Genomic DNA, 22944 nt, shown 5'->3' on the forward strand with positions numbered 1-22944 from the left:
CGGCCGGGCGCCCCATCGGACCGTGCGGATCAGTCGTTGGCGACCACGGGGTAGCGCGGCTCGTTCTCCGCCATCTGCCGCAGCGCGTCCTTGCGGTCCCGCTTGGAGAGCCGGTCGATGTACAGGTAGCCGTAGAGGTGGTCGGTCTCGTGCTGGAGGCAGCGCGCGAAGTAGCCGGTGCCGCGGACCTTGATCGGGTTGCCCCGCTCGTCCTGGCCGGTCACCTCGGCGTAGTCGGGGCGCGCGAGCGAGGCGTACGCCGTGGGCACGGACAGGCAGCCTTCGTTGCTGTCGTCGAGCCGGCGCCGCTCGGCGGGCAGGTCGACCAGCTTCGGGTTGCACACGACGCCGACGTGCCGGACGCCCTCGTCGTCCTGGCAGTCGTAGACGAAGACCTTCAGGTCGACACCGATCTGGTTGGCGGCCAGGCCCACGCCCTCGGCGGTGCGCTGGCTGGCGAACATGTCGGCGACCAGCTGCTGGAGCTCCTCGCCGAACTCGGTGACGTCCTGGCACTCCTTGTGCAGGGCCGGGTTGCCGACGACCGTGATCGGCCGCGAGGTGCCGCGCTCACGCCAGGCATGCTCGCGCTCCTCGCAGTTCTCCGTGTCGACGACATAGCCCTCGTCGTCGACGGGGAGCACGCCCGCGTGCTGCTGATCGGTGTCCTGCTGCGCCATGACCGACGTACGCCTTCCTCAAAGAACAGGGGGAGATGCTGCTGGTACAGGTTACGTGTACGCGCCCCTGAGGGGCGCGGGGAACCGCGTGGTCCGCCATGGCGGGGCCGCGGCCGGACGCGGTCCTCAGCACACCTCTTCGAGGTCCCGCCAGTCACGCGAATCCGGGCTGTCGGCGACCCACCCGTCGAGCAAGCCCCGGACCAGCGAGGCCGGCGCGGCCACCCCGCACTCCCGTTCCGGCACCCACAGCTGCCCGTCCGTGCGGTGTCCGAGCGGCCCGGGATGCCCCGGCTCGCTGTGGTCGTGCGGGTCCAGGTGCACCCCCTCCCCCTCGTCGGACGGCATCCGGGACTCGCTGCACATCCGGCACAGCAGCCGCACCGACGACGACCAGTCCTCCGCGGCGAATCCCGCGTCGGCGGCCAGCTGCTCCAGTGCGTCCCGGTCGGCCTCGGTGGCCGCCTCCAGCAGGACCACCCAGGTCGGCACGGGGGACGGCGCCCACAGCTCGATCTCGTCGAAGACCGGGTAGGAGTGCCCGGTGGAGGTGGTGCGCTCGCCGTGCGGGACGCCGTCGTGCAGCACGACCTCGCCCCAGCGTCGCCCGGACGAGGGAAGCGGGATGGACAGCACCTCCAGCCGGGCCGGGTCCAGCCGGCGTCCCCAGACCACCTCGGCCTCGCCCTCCGGGGAGAGCCGTACGGCCGCGCTGCCCAGCTCCATGCCGAGCGGTTCGGCGGTGGCCGCGGATCCTCCGGGCACCTTCAGCCCGTACGCCTGCCAGGCGCGGCGGGCCAGCGGCCAGTCCTGGAGGGCGGTGGCGGCGATGCCGACGTTCCACCAGTCGGGCGCCCCGGTGTCCCGGTCGAGCAGGGCGACCGCGCGCAGTCCGGCCGCGCGGGCCTGCTCCCAGTCGTGCCGGAACTTGTGCAGCAGGGCGAGGTTGAACCAGGACTCCGACAGCCAGGGTTCGAGATCGGCGGCGCGTGTCAGCAGTTCGCCCGCGTCCTCGTACCGGCCGTCGCCGATGAGTGTGAACGCGCGGTCGGTGGCCTGCCGCCAGGAGGCGGAGGGCCGGTGCCGTCCCTTGCCGAAGATCCTCACGATTCCCGCCTGCCAGTTCCAGTTCCGCACAGTGGGCTGGCTTGTGCCCCCGGACACCCTCTCCCTCGCATCCAACCACGTACGGCGGGAAAGGCGCTCATTACCCATGGGTTACCCAGCCGGGCGCGGGGTCAGACCATCCCGGTCGTCTCACCGGCACGCGTTCCCGCGCCGCCTGGGGCTGGGCCAGTACCCGGGCGAGCGACTCCACAACCTCGGGGGCGTACTCCCCGGCGGTGCCGCGGCGCAGTTCCTCCAGCGCGCGCGGGGCGCCCTCGGGGCCGGCATCCCGGCTCTTCTCCTCGTAGGCGTTGACGGCCCGGACGATACGGGCGGCGAGCGGCTGCCCGGGGTAGGGGTCGGCCTGCCGCTCGACGACGACGGCCACGGCCGGGTCGACCCCGGTCTGCCGGACGACGGCCCCGCCGAGCAGGGCGATGCGCCGCTGCTCCGCCGCGGGCAGGCCGGCGGTGGCGCCGGCCGGGACCGGGTCGACCAGGCTGAGCTGTCCGATGTCGTGCATCAGGGCCGCGTATTCCAGCACGGTCAGCTCCGGGCCGGTCAGCCGCAGGTCCCGGCCGACGGCGAGGCTCAACGCGGCCACCCGGCGCGCGTGCCCGGCGGGGGTGCAGCCGGCGATCTCGGTGGCGCGGGCCAGGGAGGCGATGGTCTGCCGGTAGGTGGCGCGGACGGCCGCGTACCGGCGCAGGGACAGCTGGACGAGCAGCAGGGGCAGGCAGAACACGGGCAGCGCCCACAGCCCGGCGACGGCGACCGCGAGCGCCATCACCGCGCCGGTCGCGACGACGGCGGAGCCGATACCGAGCAGTCCGCGCACCTCCTCGCGCAGCAGCGGGCCGAACGGCCAGCCGGTGCGGCAGTGGGCCAGCGCGGCGGCCAGGACCGTGCCGCACAGGGAGGACAGGGCGAGCAGGGTGAGCAGCAGCAGGGCGTAGGCGGAGCCGTCCAGGGAGGTGAAGACGCCCTTGTTGTAGAGGGGTTGGAAGCAGAGGGCGGCGAAGCCGACGGTGAGGACGCGGCGGGCAAGGTGGTCGGCGGTGGATGCCCGGCCGGACCAGATGTGCGGGACGGCGCCCAGCAGGGCGGCGACGACCACGACGGTGACGACCTGGGCGGCGTCGTGCTGGCTGGGCCGCCCGGCGACGGCGCCCAGCAGGGCGTACGACAGCGAGCCGGCGGCGCCGAGCGGCGCGGCCTGACGGGCCCGGCCGTCGCTCCACCGGCTCAGCTCGCCGACGGTGATGAGCAGGCCGAAGGCGAGCGCGTCGCCCCGGTCGGCGAGGCCGGTCCACAGGGTCTCGGCGACGGAGCCGGCCGCGACGAGGGCGGCGGCGGTGTGGATGAGCCGCAGCACGGTCATCGGTGTGCCCCGGTGCGCGGGGCCCGCTCGGCGGGCGCGGTGCCGTACGCCGGTTCGTCGGCGGTGACCGCCGGGCGCCAGCCCTCGCGGCGCAGGGCGCGGACCAGCGCGCGGACCATGCGGGGGTCGAAGTGCGCCCCGGCGCAGCGCTCCAGCTCGGCGACGGCGGCCTCGACCGGGCGGGCCCGGCTGTAGCAGCGGGCGGAGGTCATGGCGTCGAAGGCGTCCGCGACGGCGACGATCCGGGCGCACTCGGGGATCCGGTCGCCGGCCAGGCCGTAGGGGTAGCCGGTGCCGTCGAGCCGTTCGTGGTGGTGGAGGATCGCCTTGCGGGCCTCGCCGAGGAAGGAGATCCCGCGGACCATCTCGTGGCCGTACTCGGGGTGCAGTTCGATGATCCGCCGCTCCTCGGGGGTGAGCGGACCGTCCTTGCGCAGCAGCCGGGTGGGCACGCCCAGCTTCCCGACGTCGTGCAGGATGCCCGCGAAGCGCAGCACCTCCACCCGGTCGTCGTCGAGGCCGAGTTCGCGGGCGATGAGCACCGAGGCCTGTCCGACGCGTTCGCTGTGGCCGCGGGTGTAGCCGTCCTTGATGTCGACGGCCTGGACGAGGGCGCGGATGGTGGCCTGGTGGGCGGCGCGCTCACGGTGGTACTGGGCGAACACCCACCAGGAGACGCACATCGGCAGCAGCACCAGCAGCGCGGACACCGGTCCGTAGGGGCTGCGCCACAGCACGGCCATCATCAGGCCGGCCAGTCCGTGCACCGCGACGGGGGCGAGCGAGCGGGCCAGCAGGCCGCGCCAGGTGCGGCAGGGCGGCACCAGTCCGGCCGCCGCGCGCAGGCCGCCGTCGAGCGCGGTGAGCACCAGGCAGAAGGCGGCCACGGCCGCGCCGGCCGGCAGCAGGGCGTACGGGAAGTCGGAGCCGGCGACGGCGTCCCGGCCGCCGAGCTCCTCGTGCACCCGGGCGGCGGCCCATACGGCGAGCGCGGGCCGCGCGGCCCGCCATACCCGGCGGGGCAGGGCGGGCCGGTGGCCGACCGGGCAGAGCAGGGCGGCCGGGACGGGGACGAGCGCGGCGGCCGACGGGGGCAGCAGGAACGCTCCGGCCAGCAGCACGGGGTAGAAGGTGCCGCCGAAGCGCCGGTGCACGGCGTGCTCACAGGCCGCGTAGAGCACGGCGAGCAGGGTCGGCGCCAGCCAGGAGCCGGGGGTGCCCGGCGGCCGGGACAGGCAGGGGACGGCCAGCAGGGCGACGGCGGCAACATAGCCGCGTGCCCTCGCCGGTACCGCGTCCATCACGCCCCTCCCCGACCGTGTCCGTCCAGGCTCGGAGCCTAGGACGGCTATCGGGGGGTGTGGGGCCTATGACCTGAGGATTAGCACGTACGGGTGATTTGACCCGGCGTGTCAGGACTCCTGGGGCGCGGTCGGCGCCCGGGTCACATCGTGCTCCGGCACGGTCTGCCCGGAACGGATCAGCTCGATCCGCCCCATGACCTTGGCCCGCAGGTCGGCCGGCACGTCGTCATGCCCGCAGCACCGCTTGACCAGCTTCTTCACGGCCTGCTCCAGCCCGTACTTCTCCAGGCACGGCGAGCATTCCTCGAAGTGATGCTGGAACTTGTCGCGATCGATGTCCGGCATCTCGCTGTCGAGGAACTCGTACAGGTGGTCGAGGACCTCACTGCAGTCCGTCTCGTGCGGCTCTCCGCAGCTCATGAGCCCGAGCCTTTCGCTTCGTTCGACTCTCCGGCGCCCGCCGGGACCAGCCCCCGCTCACGGGCGTAGTCCTCCAGCATGCCGCGCAGTTGACGGCGGCCCCGGTGCAGCCGGGACATCACCGTACCGATGGGTGTCCCCATGATGTCGGCGATCTCCTTGTAGGCAAAGCCCTCTACATCCGCCAGATAGACGGCGATGCGGAACTCCTCGGGGATCGCCTGCAGGGCTTCCTTCACATCCGAGTCGGGCAGGTGGTCCAGCGCCTGCGACTCGGCGGAGCGCAGGCCCGTCGACATGTGCGACTCGGCGCGCGCGAGCTGCCAGTCCTCGATCTCCTCGGCCGCGCTGCGCTGGGGTTCGCGCTGCTTCTTGCGGTACGAGTTGATGAAGGTGTTGGTGAGAATCCGGTACAGCCACGCCTTGAGGTTGGTGCCCTCGCGGAACTGGTGGAACGACGCGTACGCCTTGGCGTAGGTCTCCTGCACCAGATCCTCGGCGTCGGCCGGGTTGCGCGTCATGCGCAGCGCGGCCGAGTACATCTGGTCGAGGAACTCGAGCGCGTCCCGCTCGAAGCGCGCACTGCGCTGCGCGCTCGACTCGGACGCGCCGATGCCCTGGCCCTCGGGCAGCTCCGCCTGGCCGTTGTCGGTCCCTGCGTCGGTCCCAGTGACCGGACCCACCTCCTCAAGATTCCGGGCGGGACCGAAACCGATCCCACTCGTTTCGGAGGATAGAACACGACCCCCACCCGCCGCCGCTCGAATAGGCGCCGTCTTGGCCGCGTGCAGCACCGACCAGTCCAGGTCAGCGGCGCCGCGGCGAGAATCGAGAGGGGCCGCGCGCAGCGCGTCGCCGGAAGGGCGGTGGTGGGCGACGGGCGGGCAGGTTGTCGAACCCATGCGGCGGACTTCCTCTCCTAGTACGACGTCGGTGCCGAACCGTCGGCACTCCTGTCGCCCTCAACAGCGGACCGCCGCCGGGCATTCCCGGGGTCACCCGAGTGTGGCGACCCACTCGCGTACCGCGCCGGTGAGGATCTCCAGCGCCCGCTCCTGGGTGATCTCCGCCCGCTTGGGCACGGCGAAGCCGTGATCGCCCCGGTCCACCTCGACCAGGGCGAAAGCGCCCGCGGGGAACTCGGCCGGCTTGCCGAAGGGGTCGTTGCCGCCCTGCACCACCAGCGTGGGCACCCCGGCGCCCAGCAGCTCCTCGGCGCGGGACTTCTCCGGCCTGCCCGGCGGGTGCAGCGGGAAGCTCAGCGCGAGCACGGCGTGCGCGCCCAGCTCGGCCGCCGTACGGCAGGCGACCCGGGCGCCCGCGCTGCGGCCGCCGGAGACCACCGGCAGGCCGGGGCGGGTGAGCACGGGCCACACCCCGCGCCATCCGGCGTCCAGGGTCTTCGGCGCGGGCGCGACCTTCTTGCCGGCCACCCGCCAGGGCTGCTCGACCAGGGCGACGGTCACCCCGTGCGCGGGCAGCGCGCCGGCGAGCGCCTGGAGGTCACGGGCCTCGATGCCGCCGCCCGCGCCATGGCCCAGGGCCAGCACCAGCCGCGCCTTCCCGGCCGGGTACCAGGTGATCCGGGCGTACCCGGCCTCCGTGGCGACCATCTCGGCGGTCACATCGGTCCCCGCTGTCACGTTCGTCACACCCGTCGCATCGCTCACGTCAGAAGAGTGTGCCCTCTTCCGGTGCCTCCAGCTCCTTCAGCAGCTCCGGGCCGTTGTTGCGGACGTTGCTGACGGCCGTGGAGACCGGGTAGGCGCGCATCAGGCCGGGCGGGGGCGGGGCGAGCAGGTCGCGCAGGGCGTCGGGGTCGGTGCGGGAGGGGTCGAGCCAGGCGTCCCAGCGGTCGGGGGTGAGCATCAGCGGCATCCGGGGGTGGATGTCGGCCAGGGAGCGGGGGCCCTCGGCGGGGGCGACGGCCAGCGGGGTCCGCTCGGCCTCGGTGGTGATCACCGAGCAGGTGACCCACCAGGCCCCCGGGTGGTCGTCGGGCAGGGTCCGGTCGCGCCAGAACTCGTACAGCCCGGCCATCGCGAACACCGAGCCGTCGGCGGGCAGCACGAAGTACGGCTGTTTGCGGGGCCGCTTCTTCCTGCCCTCGACCTCCAGCTCGCGCTCCTGCTCGCCGGTGACCCACTCGTAGTAGCCGTCGGCGGGCAGGATGCAGCGGCGGGCGGCGAAGGCGCGGCGGTAGGCGGGCTTCTCGTGCACGGTCTCCGCGCGGGCGTTGATCATCCGGGCGCCGCCCTCGGGGGTCTTGGCCCAGGAGGGGACCAGTCCCCACTTCAGCTTGCGCAGCTGGCGAACCGGACGTGGGGATTCCGCGTCTTTCAGAGGACGGTCCAGGACGGCGTAGACCTCCTTGGTCGGCGCCACGTTGTAGTCCGGCTCCAGGGTCTCCTCGGGCTCCCACTTCTCCACCTCGAAGACCCCCGCGAGATCCTCTGGCCTACGACTCGATGCATACCGTCCGCACATAAGTGCCACACTGCCAGACCCGCCACGACAACAGGGAGCCGTCACCGGACATGGACCGCCTCGCCGCCACCGCGCTGCCCGACCTGTGGGACCGGCTCACCGGCACCCAGCCCGCCCCCGGCCTGTGGGTGGTCCTGGCCACACTCGCCGCGGCGCTCGCCGTCGTGGTCCCGCACCCGCTGTGGCGGATATCCCGCAACGCGATCACCATCGCGCACGAGGGCGGCCACGGTCTGCTCGCCCTGCTCACCGGCCGCCGGCTCACCGGCATCCGGCTGCACTCCGACACCAGCGGGCTTACCGTGAGCCGGGGCAAGCCGTACGGGGCCGGCATGATCCTGACCGCCGCCGCCGGCTATCCGGCCCCCTCCCTGCTGGGCCTCGGCGGGGCCGCGCTGCTCGCGGCCGATCGCGTCACCCTGCTGCTGTGGGCGGCGACCGCGCTGCTGCTGGCGATGCTGGTGATGATCCGCAACGCCTACGGCGTGCTGACCGTGGTCCTCGCCGGCGGTGCGTTCCTGCTGGTGTCCTGGCTGGCGCAGCCGCGGGTGCAGGCGGCGTTCGGGTACGCGGTGGTGTGGTTCCTGCTGCTCGGCGGGGTCCGGCCGGCGTTCGAACTCCAGGCCAGGCGGTCGCGGGGCGGTGCGGGCGACTCGGACGCCGACCAGCTGTCCCGGCTGACGCACGTACCGGCGGGCCTGTGGCTGCTGCTGTTCCACGCGGTGTCGTTGTGCTCGCTGATCGGCGGGGGCCGCTGGCTGCTGGAAGGTTGACCCCGGGCCCTCCTTATAAAGTGGGCCCATGGCCCCGAACAGCTTCTCCACCGCCCTCTGGCCCGCCCCGCACGCGAGCGGAGCCGTCGACGCGACGGTCCACGTGCCGGGGTCCAAGTCGGTCACCAACCGCGCCCTGGTCCTCGCCGCCCTGGCCTCCGAGCCGGGCTGGCTGCGCCGCCCGCTGCGGTCCCGGGACACCCTGCTGATGGCCGGTGCGCTGCGGGCCATGGGCGTGGAGATCGAGGAGGGGGTGGGCCCCGACGGCACCGGCGAGGCGTGGCGGGTGCTGCCCACCGGCCTGCGCGGCCCGGCCACGGTGGACGTCGGCAACGCGGGCACCGTGATGCGGTTCCTGCCGCCGGTGGCCGCGCTGGCCGACGGCCCGATCCGGTTCGACGGGGACCCCCGGTCGTACGAGCGTCCCCTGCACGGCGTGATCGACGCGCTGCGGCAGCTGGGCGCCCGGATCGACGACGACGGCCGGGGCGCGCTGCCGCTGACGGTGCACGGCGGCGGGGCCCTGGACGGCGGCCCGGTCTCGGTCGACGCCTCCTCCTCGTCCCAGTTCGTCTCGGCGCTGCTGCTGTCCGGCCCGCGCTTCAACCAGGGCGTGGAGGTCCGCCACACCGGCGCGACCCTGCCCTCGCTGCCGCACATCCGGATGACCGTGGACATGCTGCGCGCGGTCGGCGCCCAGGTGGACACCCCGGAGTCGGGCGGCGAGCCGAACGTGTGGCGGGTGACGCCGGGCGCGCTGCTCGGCCGGGACCTGACCATCGAGCCGGACCTGTCCAACGCGCAGCCGTTCCTGGCGGCGGCCCTGGTGACCGGCGGCAAGGTGCTGATCCCGGACTGGCCGGCCCGCACCACCCAGCCGGGTGACCGGCTGCGGGAGATCTTCACCGAGATGGGCGGTTCCTGCGAACTCACGGAGTACGGACTGGTGTTCACCGGGTCCGGGGCGATCCACGGCATCGACGTGGACCTGGGTGACGTGGGTGAGCTGACGCCGGGCATCGCGGCGGTGGCCGCGCTGGCCGACTCGCCGTCCACCCTGCGGGGCGTGGCCCATCTGCGGCTGCACGAGACGGACCGGCTGGCCGCGCTCACCAAGGAGATCAACGAGCTGGGCGGCGATGTCACGGAGACCGCCGACGGCCTGCACATCCGCCCGCGCCCGCTGCACGGCGGGACCTTCCACACCTACGAGGACCACCGTATGGCGACCGCCGGTGCGATCATCGGCCTGGCGGTGCCGGGCGTGCGGATCGAGAACGTGGAGACGACGGCGAAGACCCTGCCGGACTTCCCCGAGCTGTGGACCGGGATGCTCGGGCAGTAGGGACGTACGCCATGCGCCGCTACGGCAAGCACACCGACGAGGACGACATCCGCAGCCGCCCCAACCGCAAGGGCAACCGGCCGCGCACGAACATCCGGCCCAAGCACGAGGACGCCGCCGAGGGCATGGTCCTCACCGTCGACCGGGGACGGCTGACCTGTCTGGTGGACGACCGGCCCGTGCTGGCGATGAAGGCCCGCGAGCTGGGCCGCAAGGCCGCCGTCGTCGGCGACCGGGTCGCCCTGGTCGGCGATCTGTCCGGCAAGAAGGACACCCTCGCCCGGATCGTCCGCATCGAGGAGCGGTCGTCGGTGCTGCGGCGCACGGCCGACGACGACGATCCCTACGAGCGGGTGGTCGTCGCCAACGCCGACCAGCTGGCCATCGTCACCGCCCTGGCCGACCCCGAGCCCCGCCCCCGCCTCGTCGACCGCTGTCTGGTCGCGGCCTACGACGGCGGCCTGGAGCCGCTGCTGGTGCTGACCAAGTCGGACCTGGCCCCGCCGGACAAGCTGCTGGAGCTGTACGGCGACCTGGACATCCCGTACGTCGTCACCAGCCGGGAGGAGCTGGAGAGCGGCGAGGCGGCGGACCGGGTGCGCGCCCACCTGAGCGGCAAGATCACGGCGTTCGTGGGGCACTCGGGCGTCGGCAAGACCACCCTGGTCAACGCGCTGGTGCCCGAGGCGCGCCGGCGGACGACGGGACTGGTCAACGCGGTGACCGGCCGGGGCCGGCACACCACCACCTCCGCGCTCGCGCTGCCGCTGGCCGGTGCGGACGGCTGGGTGATCGACACCCCGGGCGTCCGGTCCTTCGGGCTCGCCCACATCGATCCCTCCCGGGTGATCCACGCCTTCCCGGACCTGGAGCCGGGCACCGCGGGCTGCCCGCGCGCGTGCAGCCACGACGAGCCGGACTGCGCGCTGGACGCGTGGGTGGCGGACGGGCACGCCGACCCCGCGCGGCTGTACTCCCTGCGCCGGCTGCTGGCCACGCGGGAGCGCCGGGAAGGCGACTGAGTCCGCGATCGCCGGGTAGGCGGCCGTGTCCCGCGTTATGTGCCCGGGCACCAGTTGGGTGAGTGCATAATCGCACCGAAGATCCGGACCAACGGGAGGACAGCACATGGCGTGGCTGCTGGTCATAGTGGCCGGGATATTGGAGACCGGTTTCGCCGTGTGCCTGAAGCTCTCGCACGGCTTCACACGCCTGTGGCCGACGATCGCGTTCGCGTCGTTCGCCCTGGGCAGCTTCGGTCTGCTGACCCTGTCCCTGCGGAAGCTGGACGTCGGCCCGGCCTACGCCGTGTGGACCGGGATCGGCGCGGCGGGCACCGCGATCTACGGCATGGTGTTCCTCGGCGACCTGGTGTCCACCTTGAAGATCGTCTCCATCAGCCTGGTCATCGTCGGGGTGATCGGGCTTCAGCTGTCGGGGTCGGCGCACTAGAGGGCCGCGCCGGTCCGGCCGGGTGGCGCGGGAACACCGCCCGCACCAGCTCCGCGATGCCGCCCTCCCCGGGCGGGGCGGCCACACAGGACAGGGCGAGGCGGACGACCAGTTCACACCGGAGCAGCAGCTCGGCCGGGGCGGTGCCGGGAGCGGCCAGCGCGGTCGCCGCGCGGTCCCGCACGATCCGTACGAAGTCGCGGGGCGCCGGCAGCGGCCCGTCCGCCCGGCGCTGGGCCGGCACCATGGCGGTGGAGTGTGCGGCGGTGAGCGGCGGGCTCGGCAGCCGCTCGGTCCAGCAGCCGGTGAGCAGCGCCCGCACCAGCACGTTGTCCCGGGCGGCGGCGGCCGTCCACTCGGCGGCGGCGGTGAGCCGGTCGCAGGCCTCGGCCGGCCCGGCGAGGGCCCGCTCCACGCCGGCGAGGTAGCCGTCGGCCTCCCGCCGCACCAGCGCCCGCGCCAGCCCGTCCTTGCTGCCGAACTCGTTGTACAGGGTCTGCCGGGACACCCCGGCCCGCGCGGCCACGTCGACCATCCGCACGGCGGACCACGGGCGGCGCGCGAGCGCCGCGTAGGCGGCGTCCAACAACGATTCCCGGGCAGCAGGCATCCGCGCCTCCCTGGGCCACAGCGACTCTGCGCCCAGATTTGACGGGCTTGTATGCACTGTCAAGGGTTCGCGGGGGGTGTGGGGGGCGTGCGGTGGCGTACGAGGGTGGTGACCGCCGGTCCACGGGCCGCGGGCGGCCGTACCGCCGTGGCCGGGCCCCGTCGCCCGCCGCCCCCTGTGGCCCCGTGCCGAGCCCGGCGGATACCGTTCGTCACATGCCCGACTACCTCGACGACCTGCGCCTCGCCCACGCCCTCGCGGACGCGGCCGACGCCGCCACCACGGCCCGCTTCCAGGCCCTCGACCTGAAGGTGGAGACCAAGCCGGACATGACCCCGGTGAGCGAAGCGGACAAGGCGGCGGAAGAGCTGATCCGCGGCCATCTCCAGCGCGCCCGCCCCGGGGACGCCGTCCTCGGCGAGGAGTACGGCGTCGAGGGCACCGGCCCGCGCCGCTGGGTGGTCGACCCGATCGACGGCACCAAGAACTACGTCCGCGGCGTCCCGGTGTGGGCCACCCTCATCGCCCTGATGGAGGAGGCGGAGGACGGCTTCCAGCCGGTCGTCGGCGTCGTCTCCGCCCCCGCTCTCGGCCGCCGCTGGTGGGCGGCCAAGGGCCACGGCGCCTTCGCCGGCCGCGACCTCGCCGCCGGCACCCCCCTCCACGTCTCCCGCGTCGGCAGGCTCGCGGACGCCTCCTTCGCCTACTCCTCGCTCTCCGGCTGGGAGGAGCGGGACCGCCTGGACGGCTTCCTGGACCTCACCCGTCAGGTGTGGCGCACGCGCGCGTACGGTGACTTCTGGCCGTACATGATGGTCGCGGAGGGTTCCGTGGACATCTGCGCCGAGCCGGAGCTGTCCCTCTGGGACATGGCCGCCAACGCGATCATCGTCACGGAGGCGGGCGGCACCTTCACCGGCCTCGACGGCCGGCCGGGCCCGCACAGCGGCGACGCGGCGGCGTCCAACGGCCTGCTGCACGAGGAACTGCTGGGGCACCTCGCTCCGCGCCCCTAGAGCGCCGGCACACCCCGCGCGCGCCGCCGACAGCGGCGCGCGCCCCCTTGTTGACCCTCCCTTTGCCTGGCACCCTGAACCCACCCCACTTGTGAACTTGTGAATCCCGGGTGACCAGGGATTCCTAGGAGGTGGCCCCTTCATGCTCGTCCGTGACGCCATGAGCACGATGATCCTCACCCTCGGCCCCGCCCACACCCTCCGCCAGGCAGCCACCCTGATGTCGTCCCGCCGCGTGAGCGCCGCCGTGGTCCTCGACCCGGACGCCGGCGGCATCGGCATCCTCACCGAACGCGACATCCTCGTCTCCGTCGGCCTGGGCCAGAACCCGGACGCCGAACCCCTGCACGCCCACACCACCACCGACATAGTCTTCGCCGCCCCGACCTGGTCCCTGGAGGAGGCGGCCCGCGCCATGGCGCACGGCGGCTTCCGGCACCTGATCGTGCTCGACCGCGGCGAGGTGGCCGGGATCGTCTCGGTCCGCGACATCGTCCGCCGCTGGGCCCCCACCCGGCGGCCCGCCCCCGTCTCCTGAACACGCGAACGGGCGGGCCGCCGGATTCCGTGTCCGGCGGCCCGCCCCTGTGTCCCGAACGCACGAACGGGCCGGACCCAGAGCACCATGGGTCCGGCCCGCCCGGCCGCGAGGGCGGCCGGCTCAGCCGCGCAGTTCCTGGACCGCGGTCTCCAGTCGCTTGCCGAAGTCGGCGTCGGCGTTGCGGAAGTTGCCGATCGCGCGCTCGACGATGTCCTGGCGGGTGACCTTGGCGATGAAGCCGGCCAGGTTGGCGATCAGCCGCTCCTTCTCCGGCTCGGTCATGAGCCGGTAGAGGTTGCCCGCCTGGACGAAGTCGTTGTCCTCGGCGTGGACCGGCGTCGGGTGGTTGCCCGTGGCACCGGTGAGACCGTCCAGCGGCTGCCACAGCGGGCGGCCGGTCTGCTGCGGCCCGCCGAAGCTGTTCGGCTCGTAGTTCTTCTCCCCGCCGTGCCGGCCGTCGTAGAGGAAGCCGTCACGGGAGTTGGTGCGCGCCTCGGTGGCGTGCGGGCGGTTGACCGGCAGGTGGTCGGCGTTGATGCCGACGCGGTAGCGGTGCGCGTCGCCGTAGGCGAACAGCCGGCCCTGGAGCATCTTGTCCGGCGAGGGACCGATACCGGGCACGAAGTGCGCCGGGGAGAAGATCGACTGCTCGACCTCGGCGAAGATGTTGCGCGGGTTGCGGTTCAGCTCCAGCCTGCCGATCTCGATGACCGGGTAGTCCGCGTGCGGCCACACCTTGGTCAGGTCGAACGGGTTGAACCGGTAGGTCGCCGCGTCCGCCGCCGGCATGATCTGCACGCCCACGGTCCAGCTCGGGAACTCCCCGCGCTCGATCGCCTCACGCAGGTCGCGCTGGTGGGAGTCGGGGTCCTTGCCCGCGAGGACCTCGGCCTCCTCGGCGGTGAGGTTCTTGATGCCCTGGTCGGTCTTGAAGTGGTACTTGACCCAGAAGACCTCGCCGGCCTCGTTGCTCCACTGGAAGGTGTGCGAGCCGAAACCGTCCATGTGCCGGTACGACGCCGGGATACCGCGGTCACCGAACAGCCACGTCACCTGGTGCGTGGACTCCGGCGACAGCGACCAGAAGTCCCACACGTTGTCGGCTTCCTGGCTGCCGGTGTACGGGTCGCGCTTCTGGGTGTGGATGAAGTCCGGGAACTTGATCGCGTCCCGGATGAAGAAGACCGGGGTGTTGTTGCCGACGAGGTCGTAGTTGCCCTCCTCGGTGTAGAACTTCACCGCGAAACCACGCGGGTCGCGCACGGCGTCCGCCGCGCCCAGGTTGCCGGCCACGGTCGAGAACCGCAGGAACACCTCGGTCTGCTTGCCGACCTCGGAAAGGAAAGCGGCACGCGTGTACGGGGTGACATCCGCGGTCACCGTGAACGTGCCGTACGCACCGGCACCCCGGGCGTGCACCACCCGCTCCGGGATCCGCTCCCGGTTGAAGTGGGCCAGCTTCTCCAGCAGCAGCTGGTCCTGGACGAGGACCGGCCCGCCGACGCCCGCCGTCTCGCTGTTCTGGTTGTCGGCGACCGGAGCCCCGGCCTCCGTGGTGAGCGGTCCCTGCGTCACGTGCGCCTCCTGCGTCATCACTGACTTGTCCTGTCCTGTGGTCAAAGCCGTCTCCGATCCTACAATGGACTTTGTCTAAGTCAAGCGATGTTCCAAAGTCACACCTATTCCCGAACTGGGGATCCTTGCTGTTAGGCTGGTGGCTATGAGCGACCTTCTGGAACGGCTGCGTGGACGCGGATGGCGGATGACCGCGCAGCGGCGCGTCGTGGCCGAGGTCCTGAACGGCGAGCACGTCCATCTGACCGCCGACGAGGTGCACGCGCGTGCCGTCGCGAAGCTGCCCGAGATCTCCCGGGCGACCGTCTACAACACGCTGGGCGAGCTGGTCTCGCTCGGCGAGGTCCTGGAAGTCACGACGGACAAGCGCGCCAAGCGGTACGACCCGAACGCGCACCGGCCACACCACCACCTGGTGTGCGCCCGCTGTGGCGCGATCCGCGACGTGCACCCGAACGGCAACCCGCTCGCCGACCTCCCCGACGCCGAACGCTTCGGCTTCACGGTGTCGGACGTCGAGGTGACCTACCGGGGGCTGTGCCCGGACTGCGCGGGCGGATAGCGAGACGCGGCACCAGGGGGCGCAAGCCCCCTTTTTTACTGCCCGGACCCCTGTTGGTTGTTGCTGCCCGGGCTCCTGCCGACCGCCCGGGCCCGCTTTCTTTGCCGGCCTGACCGAGCCGGCGCGGAAACGACCGAGGGCCGGAACCCATTTCTGGATTCCGGCCCTCGGCCTTCAGTAGCGGGGACAGGATTTGAACCTGCGACCTCTGGGTTATGAGCCCAGCGAGCTACCGAGCTGCTCCACCCCGCGTCGATGAATAAGACACTACGTGACTCTTGCGCCGGGATGCAAATCCCTTGGCGGGTGAGTGGCCGGGGTCACGCCGACAGCTCCTCGCGCAGCGCGTCCCGCAGCCGGCCCGCCCGCTCCGCTACCTCCACCGGCCCCAGCTCCACCGCCCGGGCGGCCCAGCGCTGCCCCTCCGCCAGCTCGCCGCGACGCGCGTAGACCAGGGCCAGCCGCAGCGCGGCCCGCCCGTGACCGGCGTCGGCGGCCCGGGTCCACCACACCGCCGCCTCCGGCTCGCTGCCCTCGCGGGCGAGCAGCAGCCCGAGGTTGAAGGCGCCGTTGCGCGAGCCGGCCTCGGCCGCCGTCCGGTACCACCGCGCCGCCTCCACCACATCCCCCCGGGCGGCGGCCAGCATCCCGACCCGGACCTGCGCCCGCCGGTGCCCCTGGGTGGCGGCCCGCTCGTACCACTCCTCGCACTCGGTCTTCTCGTGCACGATCTCCCCCAGCTCGTGCGCGGGCTCCGGCGGCCGGCGCGCGTCGAGCAGGGTGGCCAGCCGGTATGCGCCCTCCGCGCTGCCGCCCCCCGCGGCGCAGCGCAGATGGCGTTCGGCCTCCCGCTCGTCGCCCTCGCGCAGCCGGGCGATCCCGACCTGGAGCGCGGCCTCGGCGTGGCCGGCGGCGGCGGCCCGCTCGTACCAGCGCAGCGCCGTCCTCTCCTCGCCGCGTCCGGCGTAGAGGATGCCGAGGTTGAACGCGGCGTCCACGCTTCCGGCCTCGGCGGCCTTGGAGAACCACGGCTCGGCCCCGGTCGTGTCGCCGCCCTGGAGCAGCAGGATGGCCAGCGCGTTGGCGGCCTCCCGGTGTCCGGCGTAGGCGGCCCGCCGGTACCACTGTTCGGCCTGCGCGGTGCGGCCCTGCTCGGCGCAGAGCAACCCGAGGTTGTAGGCGCCGTTGTCGTCACCGGCGTCCAGCGCGGCCCGGTACCAGCGCTCGGCGGTCTGGGTCTCGCCGCGCTCGGCGTGCAGCGCGCCCAGCGCGTTGGCCGCGTTGCCGTCGCCCTCCTGGGCGGCGCGCAGCCACCACACGGCGGCGCTCTCGGCGTCTCCGGCGTCACGCAGCAGGAAGCCGAGGGCGCAGGCGGCCCGCGGCTCGCCGTCCTTGGCGGAGGTCAGGTACCAGCGCCCGGCCTCCTTCAGCTCCCCGCGCCGCTCCAGGATCGCCCCGAGCTGGAGCGCGGCCTTCCGGTGCCCGCGCGCGGCGGCCTGCCGGTACCACTGCTCGGCCTCCGTGGCGCCGCCGTCCGGGCCGTTCCCCTCCCCGGGCCACTCCTCCCCGGGCCCGGCGGCGCGGTCGAGCGCCCGGGCCAGCCGGTAGGCGGCCTCGCGGTGCCCGCGTTCGGCGGCGGAGCGCATCCAGTGCTCGGCGCCGGCGTCCCCGCGGTGCTCCAGCAGGTCGGCGAGGGCGTAGGCGCCGAGGACATGGCCCTGCTCGGCGGACTGGCGCAGCCAGTACTCGGCGGCCGGCTCGTCCCCGCGCTCGCGGTGGTAGCGGCCGAGGGCGTGCGCCGCGGCGGCGGACCCGGCCACGGCCGCGATCCGCCACCAGCCGGCGGCCTCCTCGGGGTAACCGCGCTGGTGCAGCAGGACGCCCAGGTTGTTGGCGGCGGCCCGGTCACCGGCCGCCGTGGCGGCGCGCAGATGGGGCTCGGCCGCGTCCAGCTCGCCGCGGCGCAGCAGCATCGCCCCGAGGACACTGGCCGCCTCGGCGTCCCCGCTCTGCGCGGCGAGCGCGAGCCGCGTCTCCTCGGCGGCCTCCCCCATGTCCACCATCTCGTCGCGGGCCGACTCCGTACCGGAAGACTGCGCAAACCGCCCTGACACGAACAGAGTTGCCTTCTCCCCCATAACGTCCATCGTCGCACCACCTGCAACCTGGGTACACCCGGTATACCGCAGCAGCCCGTGAGGTCACTTCGGCGTTTTGTCGACATGCCCACAGAGTGACAAGTCAAACACACACCCCCCAACTCCCCACGGCGGCGCGGCCGTCCCTCCCCTCGGCACATGGGTTCGCACACCACGAAGGCCCGGATCCTTGTTTCCGGATCCGGGCCTTCGATGCAGTAGCGGGGACAGGATTTGAACCTGCGACCTCTGGGTTATGAGCCCAGCGAGCTACCGAGCTGCTCCACCCCGCGCCGTTGCGTGTCAACCGTACCACGGCGCGGGGACGTCTAGATCAACTCGTGTTCTTCCCGCCGGTCTCCTCACCGTCCTTCTCGCCGGCCTTGCCGTCGGCCTTGTCCCCGGCCTTGCCGTCGGCCTTGCCGTCGGTCTTCCCGCCGGCTTTGTCGTCGGCCTTGTCGTCCGTCTTGGACTGGGCCTCCTCGGCCTGCTTCAGCGCCTCCTGGAGCTGCTTCTGCGCCTTGGCGTACGCGTCCCAGTCCGGACCGTCCTGCAGCGCCCGCTGCCCGGCGTCGAAGGCCTTCTGGGCGTCCTGGAGCGCCTGCCTGACCGTCGGGTCGCTGGTGTCGGGCGGATTGCCGGTACCCGGCCCCGGCGGCTTGGTGGCCGGACTCTTCGTACCGAAGAGCTTGTCGAGCGCCTGGTCGAGGGTGTCCTCGAACTCGGTCTTGTTCCCGTAGGTGACGAGCACCTTGCGCAGCAGCGGCATCTTGAGTCCGCCACCGCGGACGTAGACCGGCTCCACATAGAGCAGTCCGCCGTCCAGCGGCACGGTCAGCAGGTTGCCGTACTCGATGTCGGAGTCACCGCCCCTCAGGAGCTTGATCGTGGAGGCGATCCTCTCGTTCGAGTTGAACTTGCTCTGGACCTGCTTGGGGCCGTCGACCGTCGTCCTGGTCGGCAGTTTCAGGATCCTGATCTTGCCGTAGTCCTTCGTGCCGGCCTCCGCGTCGACGGTCATGAACGCGGCCAGGTTGTCCCGCCCGCTGGGCGTGAACGTCGTCGACAGCGAGAACGCCTGCTTCTTCTGGTCCGGCATCTTCATGCTCAGGTAGTACGGCGGCACCGCGTTGCCCGACTTGTTGGTCGGGTCGTTGGGCACCTGCCACACCTCGCTGGCGGTCAGATAGGTCTCGGCGTCCGTCACGTGGTAGCGGGTGAGCAGTTCGCGCTGCACCTTGAACAGGTCCTGCGGATAGCGCAGATGGTCCATCAGGTCGTCGGAGATCGCGCTCTTCGGCTGCACCGTGTCCGGGAACGCCTTCATCCAGGTCTTCAGCACCGGGTCCTTGGTGTCCCACTGGTAGAGCCGGACATCACCGGTGTAGGCGTCGACCGTCGCCTTCACCGAGTTGCGGATGTAGTTGACCTGGTTCTGCTGGGCCACCACCGCGCGGGAGTTGTTCGTCGCGGTCAGCGAGTCGGCCGTCGTATCGCCCAGGGTCGTACGGGAGGAGTACGGGTAGCCGTTGGTGGTCGTGTAGGCGTCGACGATCCACTGGATGCGGCCGCCGACGACCGCCGGGTACGCGTCGCCGTCGATGGTCAGCCAGGGGGCGACCGCCTCCACGCGCTCCTTGGGGGTGCGGTTGTACAGGATCCGCGACCCCTTGCCGATCGCGCCCGAGTACAGGATCTGCGGTTCGTTGAGGGTCAGCGCGTACGCGGCCCGGTTGACCGGGTTGTCGAGGTTGACGCCGCTGCGGCCCCGGTACCGGGTCGGCTTCTCACCGTCGTTGTCGGAGTAGTCGATCTCCTCCTGGGGACCGCCGACGATCGAGTAGGTGGTGGTCTTCTCGCCGTAGTAGATCCGCTGCTCGTAGCTGCCCAGGTCGCCCTTGGACGGCAGGTCGTACTCGGTGAAGACCGGCTCGCCGCCCTTGGCCTCGGTGCCCTTGGCGGCGACCACGCCGAAGCCGTGCGTGTAGCGGAAGTGGTCGTTGATCCAGTTGTGCTTCGTGACACCGGCCAGGTCCAGCTCGCGCAGCCCGATGACCGTGTCCTGTTCCTTGCCGTCCTCGCCGGGGTACCGGTCGACGTCCAGGTTGTCCGGGAAGCCGTAGTAGTTCTTCATCTCCTGACGCTGCTGGAACGTCGGGGAGACGATGTTCGGGTCGATGATCCGGATGTTCGCCGCGTCGCTCACGTCGTCGCGCAGTTTGCGCTTGTTCTTGGTCGTGGACTCGCCGTTGTACCCGGTGACCTTGGCGTCGTCGATGTCGTACGCCTCGCGGGTGGCGTCCAGGTTCTTCTGGACGTACGGCGCCTCCTTGGCCTGCTCGTTCGGCTGCACCTGGAACTTCTGCACGATGGCCGGGTACAGGCCGCCGATCAGGATCGCCGAGAGCACCATCAGGCCGAAGCCGATGACGGGCAGCTGCCAGGTGCGCCGCCACAGCGTGGCGAAGAACAGCAGCGCGCAGATGACGGCGATGCAGAACAGGATCGTCTTGGCCGGCAGATAGGCGTTGGCGTCGACATAGCGCAGGCCGGTCCAGTTGTCGGTGGCCTTGAAGTCGCTGGACTTGACCGCCAGACCGTACCGGTCGAGCCAGTAGGCGACCGCCTTCAGGGCGACGAAGATGCCGAGCAGCACCGACAGGTGGCCGGTCGCGGCGGCGGTGGCCCGGGCGCCCGGACTGGTGACGCGCAGCCCGCCGTACAGGTAGTGGGTGAGCGCGGCGGCGATCAGGCACAGGATGGTGGCGGCGAAGCCGAAGCCCAGCAGGAACCGGTACCAGGGCAGGTCGAAGGCGTAGAAGGAGACGTCGAGGTGGAACTGCGGGTCCTTCCGGTGGAAGGGCACCCCGTTCACCCACATCAGCCAGGTCCGCCACTGGCCCGCCGCCGAGGCGCCCGCGATCAGCCCGACCAGGCAGGTGACGGCGAGCAGCACCCACTTCTTGTACGGCGCGATGCCCATGCGGTAGCGGTCCAGGCTCTGCTGCTCCATGGACATGGCGCTGAGCGGGGGCCGCAGCCGGTGCGCGAGCCAGATGTTGAGGCCGACCGCGGCCGCCATCAGCAGGCCGAACACGAAGAACAGCCCGATCTTCGTGGACAGGGTGGTGGTGAACACGGACGAGTAGTGCACCGACCGGTACCAGAGCCAGTCCGTCCAGAAGCCCGCGAACATGGTGAAGACCATGCCGAGGGCGGCGAGGACCCCCAGGGTCACGAGCAGGGCCCGGACCTTCCGGGAGGGGCGGACCGCCCTGATCCGTGGCCCCGTCGGGCCTCCGCCGCGGTCCGGCATCTGGAAAGCCAAGGTGCGCCCCTCGAAGTTCGCTGTCGTTCCGTCAGGCCCTCGGGTTCGCGGGCCCCTCGTGGCCCCCCGTGACCGCGGGCCCACACCTATGCAACTTACTCACCGTTTACTCGGTTCCCGATTCCGGCCGGGAACGAGGCAGGATTGTGACCATGTCCAACACTCCCATGGCGGCGAGCCCGCTCACCCGGGCCGTACTCGAAATCGACGAGTACGTCTCCGGCCTCGGCTGGGACCAGGCCGCTCGCCTTTTCGCCCTTGTAGACACCGCACGGCTGCGGGCTCAGGAACCTTCGCTCGCGGCCCAGCTGGGCCTTGAGGACGAGCCCGAGACCGCCGGTCTCACCCCGATCGAGCAGGACGAGGTCCCCTCCGGCAAGCCGCTGGACGAGTTCCTCGCCACCATCGCCTGGCCCGACGCGGTCGTCGGCTGCGCCCTGACCGTGGAGCGGCTGATGCTGCCGCCGTCCGCCGAGGCCCAGGTGCCCTCCGACCTGGACGAGGCCCGGCTGGCCGAGTGGGTCGCCCGGCACCCCGAGCGCCAGGAGGTCCGCATGACGGTGGCCGTGCTGCGCGACGGCAGCCGCGAGTCGGCGCTGCGGCTGCGCGAGAAGGACTCCCCGACGGAGGTCCTCACCGGCCCCGACCTGGTGCCGGGCCTGGCGGACGCCCTGGCGGCGACGTTCGCGGACTGATCCGGTCCGCCGCGGTACGGCGCCGGCGGTACGGTGCCGGCGACCGGCGTCGGCGGTACGGCGCTGGGGGCGCCCCTCTTCCATGGGGGCGCCCCCAGCCGTGTCCCGGCCGCTCAGCCCTTGGCGGCGCACTTCGGCAGGGCGGCGACGTCCCCGCCGCGGATGTCCTGGAGCGCGTCGAGCGCGTCGCCGATGGTCTTGACCTTGACCAGGGTGAGTCCGTCCGGGGTGTCCTTGGCCGCCGACGCGCAGTTGCCGGCCGGGGTGAGGAAGTACCGGGCGCCCTTGGCGCGTGCGCCGACGGTCTTCATCTCGATGCCGCCGATCGGGCCGACCGTGCCGTCGTCGTCGATGGTGCCGGTGCCGGCGACGAACGTGCCACCCGTGAGGCTGCCCGGGGTGAGCTTGTCGTAGATGCCGAGGGCGAACATCAGGCCGGCGCTGGGCCCGCCGACGTCGGCGAGCTTGATGTCCACGGTGAACGGGAAGGTGTGGTCGGTCCCGGCGGAGATGCCGACGATGGCCCGCTTGGCACCGCCGTCGTCGGAGGCCCGGGTCGTGATCGTCACGTTCCGCGTGCCGGCGGCCTCCTTGTGGGCCTTCTCGGCCGCGGCCTGGTCCTTGGCGGGGACGATCGTGAAGACGACGTCCTGACCCGGCTTGCGCTTGGTCACCAGCTTGGCGACGTCGGCCGGCTGCCTGACCGCCGTTCCGTCGACGGCCTTGATCACATCACCGGCGTGCAGCCGGCCCTCGGCCGGGGAGCCCTTGACGACCGTGGAGACGATCACCCAGGACTTCACCGGAAAGTGCAGCGCCTTCAGGGCGGCGACCTTGGCGCTCTCCTGGGACTGGCTGAACTCCTCGGCGTTCTCCTGGCTGGACTGCTCCTCCGTCTTGCCGTCCGGGTACAGCGTGTCGTGCGGGACGATCTTGCTGTCGTGGGCCAGCCAGCCGTAGACGGCCTCGACGAGGTTCATCCGGTAGTCGGCGCCGGTGACCCGGACGGTGGTCATGTTCAGGTGGCCGTCGGCCGGGTACGTCTTGTGCCCGGAGATCTGCAGCACCGGCTCGCCGTCGTGCTCCCCGAGCGTGTTCACGGTCGGGCCGGGGGACATCTCCGCGTACGGCACGGGGATGAGCACTCCCGCGCACAGGAGCGCGATCAGCATCAGGGTCGAGGCGAGCATCGTCACGGTGCGGCGTGGCATGCCACGACAGTACGGGACGGCACTGTCGGCGCGCCGTCAGGGCACCCACGTCACGCGCCGCGCGCACCCGGCCGGGGCTTCTCCATGGCCTCGCGGAACCGGGCGTACCCGTCCAGCTCGGGGCCGTCGCCGCGCACCTTGCGGGTCCGGTTGGCCCAACTGCCCCACAGTCCGCCGCCTACCGCGGCCACCAGCGGGATCAGCAGCCAGACAAGCACCCCCATGCCGACCTCCTACGCCATGAGCGTCCGCAACTGACTGATCAGCAGATTAACCATCCGTAGGGACAACGCTCACGCGAGGGGGCCGGTTACGCAAC

The 22944-nt window shown here is 72.2% G+C and carries 22 protein-coding genes and 2 tRNA genes; 8 read left to right on the forward strand and 16 right to left on the reverse strand.

From position 1 onward, the window contains the following. Positions 1 to 29: 29 nt before the first annotated feature. The 8 genes from def to ABD350_RS35495 all read right to left on the reverse strand — a co-directional run bounded on the left by def (position 30) and on the right by ABD350_RS35495 (position 7379). Positions 30 to 680 carry a peptide deformylase gene (def, locus tag ABD350_RS35460; RefSeq protein ID WP_344353216.1) on the reverse strand — a complete coding sequence of 217 codons (651 nt, stop codon included), beginning with the start codon at positions 678 to 680 and terminating at the stop codon, positions 30 to 32. A 126-nt stretch (positions 681 to 806) separates the two neighbouring features. After that, a complete protein-coding gene (locus tag ABD350_RS35465) occupies positions 807 to 1787 on the reverse strand; it encodes a hypothetical protein (RefSeq protein ID WP_344353217.1) in 981 nt (326 codons plus the stop codon). A gap of 100 nt (positions 1788 to 1887) precedes the next feature. Beyond that, the gene (locus ABD350_RS35470) at positions 1888 to 3168 is read right to left on the reverse strand and encodes an HD-GYP domain-containing protein (RefSeq protein WP_344353218.1); all 1281 of its coding nucleotides are present in this window, start codon (positions 3166 to 3168) and stop codon (positions 1888 to 1890) included. After that, positions 3165 to 4469 (reverse strand): HD-GYP domain-containing protein, encoded by a 1305-nt coding sequence (locus tag ABD350_RS35475; RefSeq protein ID WP_344353219.1) that lies wholly within the window; start codon positions 4467 to 4469, stop codon positions 3165 to 3167. The genes ABD350_RS35470 and ABD350_RS35475 overlap by 4 nt, the downstream gene beginning before the upstream one ends. A gap of 111 nt (positions 4470 to 4580) precedes the next feature. Continuing rightward, on the reverse strand, positions 4581 to 4892 hold the full coding sequence (gene rsrA / locus ABD350_RS35480; RefSeq protein WP_318201476.1) for a mycothiol system anti-sigma-R factor: 312 nt from the start codon (positions 4890 to 4892) through the stop codon (positions 4581 to 4583). Then, positions 4889 to 5575: an RNA polymerase sigma factor SigR gene (gene sigR / locus ABD350_RS35485; RefSeq protein WP_344353220.1), complete on the reverse strand. Its 687-nt coding sequence runs from the start codon at positions 5573 to 5575 to the stop codon at positions 4889 to 4891. Before sigR ends, rsrA begins: the two co-directional genes overlap by 4 nt. Positions 5576 to 5887: 312 nt before the next feature. After that, positions 5888 to 6505 carry an alpha/beta hydrolase family protein gene (locus ABD350_RS35490; protein WP_344353247.1) on the reverse strand — a complete coding sequence of 206 codons (618 nt, stop codon included), beginning with the start codon at positions 6503 to 6505 and terminating at the stop codon, positions 5888 to 5890. A 58-nt stretch (positions 6506 to 6563) separates the two neighbouring features. Continuing rightward, positions 6564 to 7379 carry an SOS response-associated peptidase gene (locus ABD350_RS35495; RefSeq protein ID WP_344353222.1) on the reverse strand — a complete coding sequence of 272 codons (816 nt, stop codon included), beginning with the start codon at positions 7377 to 7379 and terminating at the stop codon, positions 6564 to 6566. A 50-nt stretch (positions 7380 to 7429) separates the two neighbouring features. Between ABD350_RS35495 and ABD350_RS35500 the strand changes: the two genes are divergently transcribed. The 4 genes from ABD350_RS35500 to ABD350_RS35515 all read left to right on the forward strand — a co-directional run bounded on the left by ABD350_RS35500 (position 7430) and on the right by ABD350_RS35515 (position 10949). Further along, a complete protein-coding gene (locus ABD350_RS35500) occupies positions 7430 to 8152 on the forward strand; it encodes a M50 family metallopeptidase (RefSeq protein WP_344353223.1) in 723 nt (240 codons plus the stop codon). 28 nt (positions 8153 to 8180) lie between these two features. Continuing rightward, positions 8181 to 9497, forward strand: coding sequence for a 3-phosphoshikimate 1-carboxyvinyltransferase (gene aroA, locus ABD350_RS35505; protein ID WP_344353224.1), 1317 nt, complete (start codon positions 8181 to 8183; stop codon positions 9495 to 9497). Positions 9498 to 9508: 11 nt separating this feature from the next. Next, positions 9509 to 10519: a ribosome small subunit-dependent GTPase A gene (rsgA, locus tag ABD350_RS35510; protein ID WP_344353225.1), complete on the forward strand. Its 1011-nt coding sequence runs from the start codon at positions 9509 to 9511 to the stop codon at positions 10517 to 10519. A 106-nt stretch (positions 10520 to 10625) separates the two neighbouring features. Then, positions 10626 to 10949, forward strand: a complete 324-nt coding sequence (locus ABD350_RS35515; RefSeq protein ID WP_014674883.1) for a DMT family transporter — start codon at positions 10626 to 10628, stop codon at positions 10947 to 10949. Here ABD350_RS35515 and ABD350_RS35520 read toward each other — a convergent pair. After that, complete coding sequence (locus ABD350_RS35520; protein WP_344353226.1) at positions 10903 to 11559, reverse strand: TetR/AcrR family transcriptional regulator; 657 nt, start codon at positions 11557 to 11559, stop codon at positions 10903 to 10905. The genes ABD350_RS35515 and ABD350_RS35520 overlap by 47 nt on opposite strands. A 215-nt stretch (positions 11560 to 11774) precedes the next feature. On the opposite strand from ABD350_RS35520, the gene hisN reads away from it, so the two are divergent. After that, positions 11775 to 12575, forward strand: a complete 801-nt coding sequence (hisN, locus tag ABD350_RS35525) for a histidinol-phosphatase (protein ID WP_344353227.1) — start codon at positions 11775 to 11777, stop codon at positions 12573 to 12575. 142 nt (positions 12576 to 12717) lie between these two features. Next, complete coding sequence (locus tag ABD350_RS35530) at positions 12718 to 13113, forward strand: CBS domain-containing protein (protein WP_344353228.1); 396 nt, start codon at positions 12718 to 12720, stop codon at positions 13111 to 13113. A 123-nt stretch (positions 13114 to 13236) separates the two neighbouring features. Here the strand turns inward: ABD350_RS35530 and ABD350_RS35535 are convergent, their stop codons facing one another. Next, entirely contained in the window at positions 13237 to 14691 is a 1455-nt protein-coding gene (locus ABD350_RS35535) for a catalase (RefSeq protein WP_344353229.1), read from the reverse strand. Positions 14692 to 14836: 145 nt separating this feature from the next. Between ABD350_RS35535 and ABD350_RS35540 the strand changes: the two genes are divergently transcribed. Next, complete coding sequence (locus tag ABD350_RS35540) at positions 14837 to 15253, forward strand: Fur family transcriptional regulator (RefSeq protein ID WP_344353230.1); 417 nt, start codon at positions 14837 to 14839, stop codon at positions 15251 to 15253. A gap of 178 nt (positions 15254 to 15431) precedes the next feature. Here the strand turns inward: ABD350_RS35540 and ABD350_RS35545 are convergent. The 4 genes from ABD350_RS35545 to ABD350_RS35560 form a co-directional block, all read right to left on the reverse strand. Beyond that, a tRNA-Met gene (locus ABD350_RS35545) sits at positions 15432 to 15505 on the reverse strand. A gap of 68 nt (positions 15506 to 15573) precedes the next feature. Then, positions 15574 to 17400, reverse strand: coding sequence for a tetratricopeptide repeat protein (locus tag ABD350_RS35550; protein WP_344353231.1), 1827 nt, complete (start codon positions 17398 to 17400; stop codon positions 15574 to 15576). A gap of 210 nt (positions 17401 to 17610) precedes the next feature. Beyond that, positions 17611 to 17684, reverse strand: a tRNA-Met gene (locus tag ABD350_RS35555). A gap of 41 nt (positions 17685 to 17725) precedes the next feature. Then, positions 17726 to 20707 carry a UPF0182 family protein gene (locus tag ABD350_RS35560; RefSeq protein ID WP_344353249.1) on the reverse strand — a complete coding sequence of 994 codons (2982 nt, stop codon included), beginning with the start codon at positions 20705 to 20707 and terminating at the stop codon, positions 17726 to 17728. A gap of 164 nt (positions 20708 to 20871) precedes the next feature. Between ABD350_RS35560 and ABD350_RS35565 the strand changes: the two genes are divergently transcribed. Further along, positions 20872 to 21414: a PPA1309 family protein gene (locus ABD350_RS35565; protein WP_344353232.1), complete on the forward strand. Its 543-nt coding sequence runs from the start codon at positions 20872 to 20874 to the stop codon at positions 21412 to 21414. A 113-nt stretch (positions 21415 to 21527) separates the two neighbouring features. On the opposite strand, the gene ABD350_RS35570 is transcribed toward ABD350_RS35565, so the two are convergent. Both ABD350_RS35570 and ABD350_RS35575 read right to left on the reverse strand, forming a co-directional pair. Further along, positions 21528 to 22625 (reverse strand): YlbL family protein, encoded by a 1098-nt coding sequence (locus ABD350_RS35570; protein ID WP_344353233.1) that lies wholly within the window; start codon positions 22623 to 22625, stop codon positions 21528 to 21530. A gap of 50 nt (positions 22626 to 22675) precedes the next feature. Then, positions 22676 to 22849 carry a hypothetical protein gene (locus tag ABD350_RS35575; RefSeq protein ID WP_167345758.1) on the reverse strand — a complete coding sequence of 58 codons (174 nt, stop codon included), beginning with the start codon at positions 22847 to 22849 and terminating at the stop codon, positions 22676 to 22678. Positions 22850 to 22944 lie beyond the last annotated feature (95 nt).

Origin of the sequence: Streptomyces nogalater, from assembly GCF_039532885.1 — a bacterium.
Lineage (GTDB): Bacteria > Actinomycetota > Actinomycetes > Streptomycetales > Streptomycetaceae > Streptomyces > Streptomyces nogalater.

What these genes read in the sequence shown, in the direction of transcription:
- def (WP_344353216.1), bottom strand. Translation starts at nt 680, where the DNA reads ATGGCGCAGCAGGACACCGATCAGCAGCACGCGGGCGTGCTCCCCGTC.
- ABD350_RS35470 (WP_344353218.1), bottom strand. Translation starts at nt 3,168, where the DNA reads ATGACCGTGCTGCGGCTCATCCACACCGCCGCCGCCCTCGTCGCGGCC.
- ABD350_RS35475 (WP_344353219.1), bottom strand. Translation starts at nt 4,469, where the DNA reads ATGGACGCGGTACCGGCGAGGGCACGCGGCTATGTTGCCGCCGTCGCC.
- rsrA (WP_318201476.1), bottom strand. Translation starts at nt 4,892, where the DNA reads ATGAGCTGCGGAGAGCCGCACGAGACGGACTGCAGTGAGGTCCTCGAC.
- ABD350_RS35490 (WP_344353247.1), bottom strand. Translation starts at nt 6,505, where the DNA reads ATGGTCGCCACGGAGGCCGGGTACGCCCGGATCACCTGGTACCCGGCC.
- ABD350_RS35495 (WP_344353222.1), bottom strand. Translation starts at nt 7,379, where the DNA reads ATGTGCGGACGGTATGCATCGAGTCGTAGGCCAGAGGATCTCGCGGGG.
- ABD350_RS35500 (WP_344353223.1), top strand. Translation starts at nt 7,430, where the DNA reads ATGGACCGCCTCGCCGCCACCGCGCTGCCCGACCTGTGGGACCGGCTC.
- aroA (WP_344353224.1), top strand. Translation starts at nt 8,181, where the DNA reads ATGGCCCCGAACAGCTTCTCCACCGCCCTCTGGCCCGCCCCGCACGCG.
- rsgA (WP_344353225.1), top strand. Translation starts at nt 9,509, where the DNA reads ATGCGCCGCTACGGCAAGCACACCGACGAGGACGACATCCGCAGCCGC.
- ABD350_RS35515 (WP_014674883.1), top strand. Translation starts at nt 10,626, where the DNA reads ATGGCGTGGCTGCTGGTCATAGTGGCCGGGATATTGGAGACCGGTTTC.
- ABD350_RS35520 (WP_344353226.1), bottom strand. Translation starts at nt 11,559, where the DNA reads ATGCCTGCTGCCCGGGAATCGTTGTTGGACGCCGCCTACGCGGCGCTC.
- hisN (WP_344353227.1), top strand. Translation starts at nt 11,775, where the DNA reads ATGCCCGACTACCTCGACGACCTGCGCCTCGCCCACGCCCTCGCGGAC.
- ABD350_RS35530 (WP_344353228.1), top strand. Translation starts at nt 12,718, where the DNA reads ATGCTCGTCCGTGACGCCATGAGCACGATGATCCTCACCCTCGGCCCC.
- ABD350_RS35540 (WP_344353230.1), top strand. Translation starts at nt 14,837, where the DNA reads ATGAGCGACCTTCTGGAACGGCTGCGTGGACGCGGATGGCGGATGACC.
- ABD350_RS35550 (WP_344353231.1), bottom strand. Translation starts at nt 17,400, where the DNA reads ATGGACGTTATGGGGGAGAAGGCAACTCTGTTCGTGTCAGGGCGGTTT.
- ABD350_RS35560 (WP_344353249.1), bottom strand. Translation starts at nt 20,707, where the DNA reads ATGCCGGACCGCGGCGGAGGCCCGACGGGGCCACGGATCAGGGCGGTC.
- ABD350_RS35565 (WP_344353232.1), top strand. Translation starts at nt 20,872, where the DNA reads ATGTCCAACACTCCCATGGCGGCGAGCCCGCTCACCCGGGCCGTACTC.
- ABD350_RS35570 (WP_344353233.1), bottom strand. Translation starts at nt 22,625, where the DNA reads ATGCCACGCCGCACCGTGACGATGCTCGCCTCGACCCTGATGCTGATC.
- ABD350_RS35575 (WP_167345758.1), bottom strand. Translation starts at nt 22,849, where the DNA reads ATGGGGGTGCTTGTCTGGCTGCTGATCCCGCTGGTGGCCGCGGTAGGC.